Here is a 12194-nt window from a genome sequence, read left to right as displayed (position 1 = left end):
GAGCGTCCGGTGCCGACGGCCCGTGTCACCCCGCGCTCGCCGCGTCGACACCGCGTCCGCGCGGGGCGCCCGAGCCCGGTCCGGCGAGAGGAATCGGCATGAATCTGTTCGTCGACGCCTGGCAGTACCTGAGCGACGGCGCGAACTGGGGCGGCTCGGCCGGGATCGAGACCCGGCTGCTGCAACATCTCTGGTACAGCTTTCTGGCGGTCGCGCTGTCGGCGCTCGTCGCGGTGCCGCTCGGCCTGGTCATCGGGCACACCCGGCGCGGCAGCGCGGTGCTGGTCGGTTTCGCCAATGCCATGCGGGCGCTGCCCACCCTCGGCCTGCTCACCTTCTTGGTGCTCGGGCTGGGCCTCGGGCTGATCCCACCGCTGCTCGCGCTGATCACGGTCGGCATCCCGCCGCTGCTGGCCGGCGCGTACGCGGGCATTGCGAACGTGCCCGCCGACGTGGTCGACGCCTCCCGCGCGATGGGGATGACCGAATCCCAGATCCTGTTCCGGGTCGAAGTGCCCAATGCCATGCCGGTGATGCTGGGCGGACTGCGCAGCGCCACCCTGCAGGTGGTGGCCACGGCGACCATCGCCGCCTACGTCAACCTCGGCGGGCTCGGGCGCTACATCTTCGACGGGATCGGGCTCTACCGCTACGACCTGGTGCTGGTCGGCGCGCTGCTGGTGGCGGTGCTCGCGTTGGTGCTCGACGCGATCCTGGCGGCGGCGGTCTGGTTCAGCGCGCCAGGCACCGGGCGGTTGGCCCGTGGGACGGTCGTCGGCACGGACACGACGCTCGTCGCCGAGTAGGGCGAGCGTCCTGGCGCACAGGTGACGACGCGTCGACGGTCTCCGGGGAAGGGCCGAACGCGGGTGTCTCGGCGTTTCCGGCCTCGCCCCGCCGCTTCCGGCGCACGCCCCGGCGCGGACGTGCGGCGGGTCAGTCGTCGCCGAGCAGCGCGCGCAGGTGCGGATCGGCGGCCAGCACCTGCTGCATCCTGGCGCGCTCCTGGACCCGCTGCGCCCGCGACTGGAGCCACTCCTGCACGGCCGTCACGACCGCCGCGTTCACCGACAGGCCGTCGGCCTCGGCCGCACCGGCGAGCTGCGCGTACACCTCGTCGGGGAGCTGCGCGGAGAAGGTGGTCATCCTCCGATGATCCCAGACAACGCGACAGCGCCCCGTTCCGGGGAACGGGGCGCTGTCGGTGGAACGCTGCGGACTAGGCGACGCCCTCGGCGCGCGCGGCCTCGGCCACGGCCTCGGCGACCGCCGGAGCCACGCGCGGGTCCAGCGGGCTCGGGATGATCCGGTCCACGGCCAGCTCGCCGGCGACCACGCCGAAGATGGCGTCGGCGGCGGCGACCTTCATGCCCTCGGTGATCCGGCGCGCGCCCGCGTCGAGCGCGCCCTTGAACACACCGGGGAAGGCCAGCACGTTGTTGATCTGGTTCGGGAAGTCGCTGCGGCCGGTCGCGACGATCGCGGCGTACTTCGCGGCCACCTCGGGGTGGATCTCCGGATCCGGGTTCGACATCGCGAACACGATCGACTCCGGCGCCATCGAGGCGATGAGCTCCTCGGGGATGGTGCCCGCGGACAGACCGAGGAACACATCGGCACCGGCCAGTGCCTCGGCGGCGCCACCGGTGAGCCCGCGCGGGTTGCTGCGGGCGGCCAGGTCGGCCTTCACGCCGTTGAGGCCGTCGCGACCGGCGCTGACGATGCCCTTCGAGTCGAGCACGACCACGTCGGGCACGCCGGCGGCGAGCAGGATGTTGGCGCAGGCCACACCGGCCGCACCGGCGCCGGAGACGACGACCTTGAGCGCGGACATGTCGCGGCCCTGCTGCGCGGCGGCGCCCTTGAGCGCGGCCAGCACCACGATGGCGGTGCCGTGCTGGTCGTCGTGCATGACGGGGCAGTCCAGCGCCTCGATCACGCGCTGCTCGATCTCGAAGCAGCGCGGCGCGGAGATGTCCTCGAGGTTGACCGCGCCGAAGCTCGGACGCAGCCGGATCAGGGTCTCGACGATCTCGTCCGGGTCGGTGGTGTCGAGCACCAGCGGGATCGAGTTCAGGCCGGCGAACTTCTTGAACAGCGCGGCCTTGCCCTCCATCACCGGCAGCGAGGCGCGCGGGCCGATGTCGCCGAGGCCGAGCACGGCGGTGCCGTCGCTGACCACGACCACGAGGCGGTCGGTCCAGGTGTAGGTCTTGGTGAGCGCCGCGTCCTCCGCGATCGCCCGGCTGACCTGGGCGACACCGGGGGTGTAGGCGATCGACAGATCACGCTGGGTCTCGAGCGGGGCGCTGAGCTCGACCGAAAGCTTGCCACCGAGGTGGCCCGCGAAGATCTCGTCGTTGGTGATGGCAGCGAGGCTCGCTGCGTCATCGGCCTTGGGCGCCGCGGTGGCATTCGGTGCGTCAGTCACAGGTGACACGATTTCACTCCTGCTCGAGTCGGACTCAACCGGGGGACGGTTACCGCCGGGTATATCGGGATTACGGAATTCACAGAGCACTCAGGGGTGCGCAGCCAGGGCGAACACGGGTGAAACCGGGTCGTGTGGCGCGGCACTGATCCGCCGAGCGGAGCCGGACGGGTGGTCCGGGCGGACAAACGGGTCGGCACTCGGCCGCGACGGTGCGTCGCGGGGCGGAGGCCCACCTCGGTCCCCGTACCCGGCGGTGGCTTGGGCAGGGAATCCGCAACATTCTGCCAGCCCGCACGAGGACTTGCCAAACCGGTCCCGTGTGTCTCCCGGCCGCGCGTCATGGATCGAGGGTAGCGGCGCGGAATTGCCGTGGCGTTAGCGAAATCTCGCGGCCGAGGGGGAACATCCGGTGAACAGTCACACCGCGACGGGTCGGCTCGCGGTGAGCTCGCCGCCCAGCGCGTCGGGTCCGTCGACCCGCCGCACCCACACCGTGTCCAGGCCACCGCAGCGCTGCCCCACCGACCAGTCGGCGCTGGCTGCCGGGTGGTCGATGCGCCGGTGCAGGCCGCGGCTCTCGGTGCGCACGAGCGCGCTGTGGCCCGCCCACCGCGCGACCGCGAGCAACGCGGCCGCCTGCCTGGCCTTGACCTGCCCGACGCCGATGCCGCCGAGTTCGTAGCGCGCGCCCGGCCACAGCGCGTCCAGCTCGGCGATGCTGTCGCGCAGACTGCCCGCGCTGCGCCGGTAACTGCGCCGCAGCGGGAGGGTGTGCTCCTGCACCAGGCCGATCACCGAGCGCGGATCGAGGTGCGCGTGCGGGCCCAGCCCGGCGCCGGGAACCGGCTGACCCACGGTGGGGTGCCCGACGGCCGCGGCGAAGGCGGCGGCGCCGGCACCCGCCCAGGCGCCGGAGGCCAGGGACCACGCGCCGCGCAGACCGCCCGTCACGCCTGCCGCCCCGGCCACGAGCTCCCGGCCGGCGACCGCGCCCGCGGCGAAGAGCCCCGGCACGGTGCTGCGGCAGTCGGGTCCGGCGAGCGCCAGGCCACCGGAGCCCGCGACGGTGCCGGTCAGCACCGCGCGTACCGGCACCCGGCCCGCCGCGTCGACGGCGCCGTGCCTGCTGAGCCAGTGCCGCACCGTGTCGGGCACCTCGTGCAGCGCGGCGAAGACCCGGCGCCCGTCGGCGAGCGCGGCCAGCGAGTCCTGGTACCCGCCGGGCAGTTCCGCGCCGTCCTCGTCGTAGAGCGCGGCGAAGTGCACCGCGAGTCCGGGCGCGACAGCCGGATTCGGGTGCACCCGCGACAGCACCGGAGCGAGCCCGTACGCGCCGGAGAATTCCATGCCCGACAGCTCGGCGCCCGCCTCCACCGCCATCAACAGGCCCTCGCCGGTGTTCACCTCTGTGCCCGCCCCGCCGGACAGGAACGCGCAGCCGCCGGTGGCCAGCACCACCGCGCCCGCCAGGATCGTCCACGGCCGGAACTTGTTGTGCCGCTGGACACCCGCGGCGCCGACGACCGTGCCCGCGCCGTCGACGAGCAGGTGCAGCGCCGGGTGATGATCGAGGACGCGCACGCCGAGCTCCAGCGCGCCACGCCGCAGCCTGCGCAGATAGCTCGCGCCGTCGAGGCACAGCGTCGACGGATCGGCGTCGACGGTCTCCGGCACGCGATGCCGGGCGCCCGGCCAGGTCCGTAACCGCCGATGGGTCTCGTCGATGACGCGTTCCAGCCAGGCGGGGTCACCGAGACCGCCACCGCGCCGCAGGGTGGCCGTCACCCGCTCGGCCCTGGCCGGGCCCGGCGGGATGTCCCACAGGGCGGTGCTGCCGTAGACGGTCGGTCCGCTGGAGCCGCAGCGGCTCTTGTCCACCAGCACCACCCGGGCGCCCGCCGCGGCGGCGGAGACGGCGGCCCAGAGCCCCGCGGGTCCACCGCCGAGGATCAGAACATCCGTCTCGATGCTGCTCACAAGGACAAATATTCGAGCACAGTTCACTCGGGCGCAACCATTACGCGCGCATCAAATCCACCACTGTGTCCACAGCAGGACGCCGGTCACCGCCAGCACGACGGCCGAGCCCGTGAACGCGGCCACGCCGCGATGCCGATCGGCGAAGATCTGGGCCGCGACCACGGCCACCGCCGCGATGACGTGCCAGGTCACCGATTCGGCGCCCGGCCCGGGAAAGTCCCGGCGCGCGCCGATCACCGCGGCGCCGAGCACCACGCACAGCAGCACCACGACCCCGCCCGCGACGAGCCCGCTGAACCCGCGCACCAGCGTCACGGCGCGATCACCGGCACCCCGCTCGCCTTGCCGATCAGCGCCTCGAACTGGTCGGGATCGGTCCGGCAGGCGCCGATCTCGATGGTCTTGTTGCTGCCGTGGTAGTCCGACGAGCCGGTGCGCAGCAGGCCGAGTTCGGCCGAGAGGTCGGTCAGCACGGCGCGATCGGCGTCGCTGTGGTCGGGGTGGTCGATCTCGAGGCCGCCGAGGCCGAGCGTGGCCAGCTCGCGGATCTCGTCGAGCGCGAGCAGCCTGCCGCGCTTGCGGGCCCGCACATGGGCCAGCACGCTGACCCCGCCCGCGGCGGCGATCAACCGCACCGCCCTGGTGAGCGGGGTGTCGGCCTTCTCCGCGTAGTACGGGCCGTGCGGGGCGAGCAGCTCCTGGAACGCGGCGTCGACACTCGGGACCACGCCCGCCTCCACCAGTGCCCGCGCCAGATGCGGTCGTCCCGCGGCCGGACCGGCCCCGGCCAGCACCGCGTCGGGATCGATGGGCAGCCCGTCGGCCACCATCTTGTCGGCCATCGCGCGCACCCGCGCCACCCGCTCGGCGCGCAGCCGCTCCCGTTCCTCGGCGAACCCCTGGTCGGTGGGGTCGAAGAGATAGGCGAGCAGATGCACCGGCACCGGCCAGCCGTCCTCGCCCATTCCCTGGCACGACATCTCCATGCCGCGCACCAGCGTCAGACCGGGCGGGCGGGCCGCCTCGGCCTCGGCCCAGCCCGCGGTCGTGTCGTGGTCGGTGATGGCGACGACGTCCAGGCCCGCCGCGGCGGCGCGGCGCACCAGCTCGGCCGGGCTGTCCGTGCCGTCGGAGGCGGTCGAATGGGTATGCAGATCAATGCGCACACCTTCAGTCTTACAGTGCGGTCTCGGCCGACGTACGCGCTGCCGCCGAGTCCGCCGATGGCCGTAGCATCGCCCTCGTGCCTTCTCTACCGCAGATGCCCTCGTTCCGCGGGCCGCAGCGGACCTCGCCGCCGCTGCCCAAGATCCGGGTGCCGACCGCGCGGGCCATCGTGGATTGCGGCGTCTACGTCGACGGCAAGCGCCTGCGCGGGCACTTCACCCCGCAGCAGGCGCTGGCGCAGGCGAGCGAGTCCGACGACTGTTTCGTCTGGGTGGGTCTGCACGATCCGGACGAGGGCCAGATGGCCGACATCGCCCAGATCTTCGGCCTGCACCCGCTGGCCGTCGAGGACGCGGTACAGGGCAGGCAGCGGCCCAAGCTCGAGCGCTACGACAACACCCTGTTCCTCGTGATGCGCACGGTCAGCTACGTCGAGCACGACATCCACGCCATCAGCGAGATCGTCGAGACCGGCGACATCATGGTCTTCACCGGCCCGCACTTCGCGATCACCGTCCGCCACGGCGAGCACACCGGACTGGCCGGCGTGCGACGAGAACTCGAGGGCATGCCCGAGCAGTTGCGCCTGGGGCCGGTATCGGTGCTGCACGCGGTGGCCGACCACGTGGTCGACTCCTACGTCGACGTCGCCAACTCGGTGGAGTCCGACATCGACGAGATGGAGGAGGCGGTGTTCACGCCCGCCTCGCGGGTCGGCATCGAGTCGATCTATCAGCTCAAGCGCGAGGTGGTCGAATTGCGCAGGGCGGTGGCGCCGTTGGGCCCGCCGCTGCAGTCGCTGGTGCAGAACCTGGACATGCCGGTGCCCAAGGAGATCCGCCGCTACCTGCGCGACGTCGCCGATCACCACACCAGCGTCACCGAGCACATCACCTACTTCGACGAATCGCTCAGCGGCCTGGTGAACGCCGCGCTGGCCAAGATCAGCGTCCAGCAGAGCACCGACATGCGCAAGATCGCCGCGTACGCCGCCATGGCCGCGGTGCCGACCATGATCGCCGGCATCTACGGCATGAACTTCGACTACATGTGGGAACTGCACCAGCCCGCCGGCTATCCGGTGGTGGTGGCGATCATGGTGATCCTGTGCGGCCTGCTGTTCCGCAGTTTCCGCCGCAACAAGTGGATCTAGAGGTTCACCGCGCCACGCGCGGGATCGCGCACGTCGATCCCCGCCTCGGCCCAGGCCTCGCGCAGCGCCTGCGCGCCGCGGACCCGCACCCAGGCGGCCTCGGTCGCGGTCACCGGGGTGACGCTGAGATACCGCACCGGCTCGGCGGGTTCGGGCAACGCGACCTCGGCGATCTCGCTCTCGCCGAGCAGCACGGCCGTGAACGCGGCATTGCGCCACAACGGTTCTCCCAGATCCAGGAGCGCGTCCGCCTGCAGCACAACACCTTCCACCGACGGTGTCGCGACCAGCACGCCGAGACTGCGGGCGACACCGGCCTGCGGCCCCGCCGAGACCAGCAGCGAAAGCACCAGTTCGGCGCGCGGGCCGCGGACCGGGTCGGCGAGCAGGTCGGCCGGATCGCCCATCGGATGCCGCGAGCCGCCCAGCGTCGCGTAATGCACGGCGTCGGTACCGGGGATGCGCAGGATCTCGATCGGTTCCAGGCCGAGGAAGGTCACCGAGGCCGAGTCGACCTGGTCGCGGGCCACCCCGAAGTGGTCCAGCACCGCGGTGCGGACCGTGTTCACCACGTCCATCGGCTCACAGGGCCAATCGAGCGAGCATGTCGCGGGCGCGTTCGGCGGTCTTCGGATCGCACAGCACGTCGTAGCGGCCCGCCACCAACTGCATCGTCGAGGCGAAGTCGCGCTGGCCGCGGGTCGCCGCGTACGGGATCGAAGTGGTGATCACGCCGAACACGATGCCGCCGAGCAGACCGACCACGAGCGGGCCGAGCGCGCCACCGGTGGTGGTGAACAGGCTCAGCAGCAGGCCGAGGAACAGGCCGAGCCAGGCGCCCGACACCACGCCGCCGCCGATGACCTTGCCCCAGGTGAGCCGGTACAGCACCCGCTCCACCTGCATCAGGTCGACGCCGACGATGGTCACGTCCTGCACCGGGAACTGCCCGTCGGCCAGGTAGTCGACCGCGCGCTGCGCCTCGGCGTAGGTCGGATACGAGCCGACCGGCCAGCCCGACGGCGGCGTCGGCAACGCCTGCCGTCCGCGGTTCGGGTTGCCCAAGGGATTCGTCATAGTCCCATTCTGCTAGTCCGAGACCGGCTGTGGTGGAGTGAAACGCGTCGTGCGCGTCATTCCCGCTGCTCGGCCCTTGTCTGCTATGACCTGCGCCATCTTCGCGCTGGCTTCGTCGATCATCTCATCGCCCAGCATCACCGCTCCGCGCGCGCCGCCCGCCTCGGAGGTGTGGAAGGCGTAGGCGTCGAGGATCAGCTCGGCGCGGTCGTAGTCGCCCTGGCGCGGGCTGAAGATCTCGTTGCAGGCGTCGACCTGGCCAGGATGCAGGACCCACTTGCCGTCGAAACCCAGTGCGGCCGTGCGTCCCGCCGCCCGGCGGAAGCCGTCGAGATCCCGAATCTGCAGGTAGGGACCATCGATCGCCTGCAGGCCGTGCGCGCGGGCGGCGAGCAGAATGGTCATCAGGATGTGGTGGTAGGCGTCGCCGACGTCGTAGCCCTCCGGCTGCTCGCCGACCACCAGCGTGCGCATGTTGATACTGGCCATGAAATCGGCCGGGCCGAACACCAGCGCCTGCACGCGCGGGCTCGCCGTGGCGATGGCGTCGATGTTGCGCAGTCCCAGGGCGTTCTCGATCTGCGGTTCGATCCCGATCCGCCCGACCTCGAGCCCGCTGGCCTTCTCCAGCTGGGTCAGCAGCAGATCCAGCGCCTGCACCTGGGCCGCGTCGACGACCTTGGGCAGCAGGATCGCGTCCAGTGCCGCGCCGGCGCCCTCGACCACCATGATCACGTCGGCGTAGGTCCACTCGGTGGACCAGTCGTTGACCCGGACCACCCGCAGCTGTGAACCCCAGCCCGGCTCGTTCAGCGCCGCGACGATGTTCGCGCGCGCCGCGGCCTTGGCGCCGGGTGCGACCGCGTCCTCGAGATCGAGGAATATCTCGTCGACCGGCAGGCCCTTGGCCTTGGCGATCATCTTGGGATTGCTGCCCGGTACGGCGAGCACCGATCGGCGAGGCTGCAAGGGCTCCTCCTCTGTTCGCCTAGCCTGAGGGTTATGGCAACCACCAGGGTGTACGTTGCCCGGCTCGCCGGTCTGACGGTGCTGGGCCCGGACGGGGAGTCTATCGGCCGGGTCCGCGACGTCGTCGTGGCCGTCCGGCACGGGCGCCAGCAACCGCGGGTGCACGGCCTCGTCGTCGAATTGGTCACCCGGCGGCGGATTTTCGTGCCGATGCTGCGGGTCACCGCGATCGAGCCGGGCATCGTCACGCTCAACACCGGCACCGTGAGCCTGCGCCGCTTCGCGCAGCGGGCAGGCGAGATGCTCGCGCTGGCCCAGATCGTCGACAGCCAGGTGCGGGTGAACGATCCCGGCCTGCCCGATCTGGCCGGCGTCGACGTGTTCGTCGCCGATCTCGGCATCGAGCAGACCAGGACCAGGGACTGGGTGATCGGCCGGGTCGCGGTACGCGGGCACCGCCGGATCGGGCGCAGGCGCACAGTGCACGTGGTCGACTGGTCGCAGGTCGACGGACTGACCCCCGCCGAGGTGGGCAGGCCCGGCCAGGACGTCACCACCCTGCTCGAACAGTACGAGGGCCTGCGCGCCGCCGACGTCGCGCACCGGCTGCGCGAACTGCCGGAGAAGCGGCGCGTCGAGGTCGCGCTGGCGCTCGACGACGAACGCCTCGCCGACGTCGTCCAGGAGCTGCCCGACGACGACCAGGTGGACCTGCTCGGCCACCTCGAGGTGCGCCGCGCCGCCGACGTGCTCGAGGCGATGGACCCCGACGACGCCGCCGACCTGCTCGGCGAACTGCCCGAGAGCGAGGCCGAATCGCTGCTGGCCCTGATGGACCCGGAGGAATCCGAGCCGGTCCGCCGCCTGCTCGCGCACTCCCCCGACACCGCGGGCGGTCTGATGACGCCCAAGCCCGTGGTGCTCGGCCCGTCGACCACCGTCGCCGAGGCGCTGGCCCGGGTTCGCGATCCCGATCTCACACCCGCGCTGGCCTCGATGGTCTTCGTCGTGCGGCCGCCGACAGCCACCCCGACCGGCCGCTATCTGGGCTGCGTGCACATCCAGCAACTGCTGCGCGAGCCGCCGGCGCATCTGGTCGGCGGGATCGTCGACGCCGATCTGACGCCGCTGTCGCCGGATCTGCCGCTCGCGGCGGTGACCCGCTACTTCGCCACCTACAACCTGGTGTGCGGACCGGTCGTCGACACCGAGAACCATCTGCTCGGCGCGGTGACCGTCGACGACGTCCTCGATCATCTGCTGCCCGAGGACTGGCGCGAGGAAGAGGAACCACTCGCGCACATGGGTGAAGGGACGACGGCGTGAGCGAGAAGAATCCGGCGCGCGCCCGGCTGGAGACGCCGGTCGGTTCGCGGTTCAGCTTCGACTGGGACTCCGAGGCGTTCGCGCGCAGCAGTGAGAAGGTGGCCCGATTCCTCGGGACCGGGCGGTATCTCGCGATCCAGACGGTGATCGTGATCGTCTGGATCATTCTGAACGTGTTCGTGGTGGCGCTGCGCTGGGATCCGTACCCGTTCATCCTGCTCAATCTGGCCTTCTCCACGCAGGCCGCCTACGCGGCGCCGCTGATCCTGCTGGCGCAGAACCGGCAGGACAACCGCGACAAGGTCTCGCTCGAGGAGGACCGCAGCCGGGCCGCGCAGACCAAGGCCGACACCGAATTCCTGGCCCGCGAGCTGGCTTCGCTGCGGCTGGCGGTCGGCGATGTCGCCACCCGCGACTACCTGCGCCGCGAGCTGGAGGACATCAGGGAGATCCTCGACCGCATCGATGCGGTTACCACGCCCGACGGCGCGCCGAAGCCGGAAAAGAAACGGAAGGCCGCCCGCAAGAAAACCTCCGGTCAAACACCCACTCCCACCCCGGTTTCGCCAGGTGGTTCAGACGAGTAACCGGAAATGCTCAACAACTACCTGACCGGTAGGTAACCTGGGTCACGTTGTTCCGGGCGGGCCGGAGGGGGACTTGCGGACCGCTGCTTCGACGAAGAGGGTTGGTGTGGCCGCAATGCGAATCTCTGCTCCGATAACGATGTCGGCCCTTGTCGTCGCTGGACTCGTCGCGTCCGGGTCGTCGGTGCAGACCGCGACGCCGAGCAAGGCGCCCACCGCACCGGAAGCCCTGCTGGCCGCCGCCGCGAGCAGCACCGCGGACACTCCGGAGACCGATCCGTCCGAGGTCGTCGGGCTGCTGCCGATCGCGCAGGAGGCCCCGCGCAAACTGCGCGCGCTCACCCCGTCCGCGAACAGCCTGGCCCCCTTCGCCGGAACCGTTCCGCTGCAGAGCATCTCGCTGCCCACCGGCAGCGGCGCCCTCGGCATCCCGGAGATCGTGCTCGCCGCCTATCGCAATGCCGAACTGGCGCTCGAGACGGCGCAACCGGGCTGCGGGCTCACCTGGAATCTGCTGGCCGGGATCGGGCGTATCGAATCCGGGCACGCCAGCAACGGCCGCACCGACGCGGCGGGCACCTCGACCACCCCGATCTTCGGCCCCGCGCTCGACGGCACCCTGCCGGGCAACGAGGTCATCAAGGAAGCCGACGGCGGCTTCGTCCGGGCCGTCGGGCCGATGCAGTTCCTCCCGAGCACGTGGGCGCTGTACTCCGCCGACGGCAACGGCGACGGCGCCACCGACCCGCACAACGTCTTCGACGCCGCGCTCGGCGCGGGCAAGTACCTCTGCTCGGGCGGGCTGAACCTGCGCGACGCCGCGCAGGAACTGCGTGCCGTGCTGCGCTACAACAACTCGATGTCCTACGCGGCCAATGTGCTGAGCTGGTCGGCCGCGTACCGCACCGGTGGCGCGCCGAGCCAGGTCACGATCTCGCCCGACATCGTGCCGCCGGGCAGCGCTCCGCTGGTCTCGCCGAACGTGCTGGCCGCCTCGACCGACGCGCCCGTCACCGCGGCGCCGCCGTCGACGACCAACCAGCTGCCGCCGAACACCCCGAAGGTCACCACGCCGACGCAGGTGATGATCACGCTGCCCGGCCTGCCGCCGATCCCGTGCGGCATCTTCTGCCCGGCGCCCGTCGCCCCGCCGCAGGACTGCGTGAGCGAGCCGGTGCCCGCCCAGATGCCGAATCCGGCCGACCCAGCCAAGCCCGCCGAGCAGACGTTCGGCGCCGCGGCGCCGAAGGATCCGGCCCAGCCCGAGCAGCCCACCGACCAGCAGGCGAGCGCGCCGGTGTGCACCCCGGCCACGGCCGAGCCGGTGCCCGCGCCCGTCGAGAAGGCCACGCCGGTGCCGGAGAAGACGCCCGAACCCGGCATCGAGGCGACGGAGGAACCGGCGCCCGAGCCCGCCGCTCCCACGCCGACCCCGCAGCCCGGAATCACGTTGCCGTTCAACATCGTTATCCCGCTGCCGCCCGCCCCGCCCGCGCCCTGA

Annotated in this window: 13 protein-coding genes; 5 read left to right on the top strand and 8 right to left on the bottom strand. The window is 71.6% G+C overall.

The window, feature by feature from the left end:
• The first annotated feature begins 98 nt into the window (after nucleotides 1–98).
• Nucleotides 99–806, top strand: a complete 708-nt coding sequence (locus tag AB0H56_RS04435; RefSeq protein WP_357156966.1) for an ABC transporter permease — start codon at nucleotides 99–101, stop codon at nucleotides 804–806.
• Nucleotides 807–936: 130 nt separating this feature from the next.
• Here AB0H56_RS04435 and AB0H56_RS04430 read toward each other — a convergent pair whose 3' ends face one another.
• From AB0H56_RS04430 to AB0H56_RS04410, 5 genes are all read right to left on the bottom strand, one after another.
• Nucleotides 937–1146, bottom strand: a complete 210-nt coding sequence (locus AB0H56_RS04430) for an Arc family DNA-binding protein (protein ID WP_357156963.1) — start codon at nucleotides 1144–1146, stop codon at nucleotides 937–939.
• Between the two features lie 73 nt (nucleotides 1147–1219).
• Complete coding sequence (locus AB0H56_RS04425; protein WP_357157869.1) at nucleotides 1220–2368, bottom strand: NADP-dependent malic enzyme; 1149 nt, start codon at nucleotides 2366–2368, stop codon at nucleotides 1220–1222.
• Between the two features lie 483 nt (nucleotides 2369–2851).
• Entirely contained in the window at nucleotides 2852–4411 is a 1560-nt protein-coding gene (locus tag AB0H56_RS04420; RefSeq protein WP_357156960.1) for an FAD-binding protein, read from the bottom strand.
• 51 nt (nucleotides 4412–4462) lie between these two features.
• Complete coding sequence (locus AB0H56_RS04415; RefSeq protein WP_357156957.1) at nucleotides 4463–4729, bottom strand: hypothetical protein; 267 nt, start codon at nucleotides 4727–4729, stop codon at nucleotides 4463–4465.
• Complete coding sequence (locus tag AB0H56_RS04410) at nucleotides 4726–5580, bottom strand: PHP domain-containing protein (protein ID WP_357156954.1); 855 nt, start codon at nucleotides 5578–5580, stop codon at nucleotides 4726–4728. Before AB0H56_RS04410 ends, AB0H56_RS04415 begins: the two co-directional genes overlap by 4 nt.
• Nucleotides 5581–5657: 77 nt before the next feature.
• Between AB0H56_RS04410 and AB0H56_RS04405 the strand changes: the two genes are divergently transcribed.
• Nucleotides 5658–6734 carry a magnesium and cobalt transport protein CorA gene (locus AB0H56_RS04405; RefSeq protein ID WP_357156951.1) on the top strand — a complete coding sequence of 359 codons (1077 nt, stop codon included), beginning with the start codon at nucleotides 5658–5660 and terminating at the stop codon, nucleotides 6732–6734.
• Here AB0H56_RS04405 and AB0H56_RS04400 read toward each other — a convergent pair.
• Genes AB0H56_RS04400 through AB0H56_RS04390 form a run of 3 tightly spaced genes read right to left on the bottom strand, consistent with a single transcriptional unit; the run spans nucleotide 6731 to nucleotide 8780 of the window.
• Nucleotides 6731–7312, bottom strand: coding sequence for a suppressor of fused domain protein (locus AB0H56_RS04400; protein ID WP_357156948.1), 582 nt, complete (start codon nucleotides 7310–7312; stop codon nucleotides 6731–6733). The two genes, AB0H56_RS04405 and AB0H56_RS04400, sit on opposite strands and share 4 nt — an antisense overlap.
• Nucleotides 7313–7316: 4 nt before the next feature.
• Nucleotides 7317–7811 carry a general stress protein gene (locus AB0H56_RS04395; RefSeq protein WP_110036587.1) on the bottom strand — a complete coding sequence of 165 codons (495 nt, stop codon included), beginning with the start codon at nucleotides 7809–7811 and terminating at the stop codon, nucleotides 7317–7319.
• A 12-nt stretch (nucleotides 7812–7823) separates the two neighbouring features.
• Nucleotides 7824–8780, bottom strand: coding sequence for a CoA ester lyase (locus AB0H56_RS04390; RefSeq protein WP_357156945.1), 957 nt, complete (start codon nucleotides 8778–8780; stop codon nucleotides 7824–7826).
• A gap of 33 nt (nucleotides 8781–8813) precedes the next feature.
• Between AB0H56_RS04390 and AB0H56_RS04385 the strand changes: the two genes are divergently transcribed.
• The 3 genes from AB0H56_RS04385 to AB0H56_RS04375 all read left to right on the top strand — a co-directional run bounded on the left by AB0H56_RS04385 (nucleotide 8814) and on the right by AB0H56_RS04375 (nucleotide 12194).
• Nucleotides 8814–10106, top strand: coding sequence for a CBS domain-containing protein (locus AB0H56_RS04385; protein ID WP_357156942.1), 1293 nt, complete (start codon nucleotides 8814–8816; stop codon nucleotides 10104–10106).
• Nucleotides 10103–10693, top strand: a complete 591-nt coding sequence (locus tag AB0H56_RS04380; protein ID WP_357156939.1) for a DUF1003 domain-containing protein — start codon at nucleotides 10103–10105, stop codon at nucleotides 10691–10693. The genes AB0H56_RS04385 and AB0H56_RS04380 overlap by 4 nt, the downstream gene beginning before the upstream one ends.
• Before the next feature lie 139 nt (nucleotides 10694–10832).
• Complete coding sequence (locus tag AB0H56_RS04375; RefSeq protein WP_357156936.1) at nucleotides 10833–12194, top strand: lytic murein transglycosylase; 1362 nt, start codon at nucleotides 10833–10835, stop codon at nucleotides 12192–12194.

The organism is Nocardia sp. NPDC050717, from assembly GCF_040654275.1.
GTDB lineage: Bacteria > Actinomycetota > Actinomycetes > Mycobacteriales > Mycobacteriaceae > Nocardia.
The sequence above is the reverse complement of the archived record's forward strand: the minus strand, read 5'-3'. Positions and strand labels throughout refer to the sequence as shown.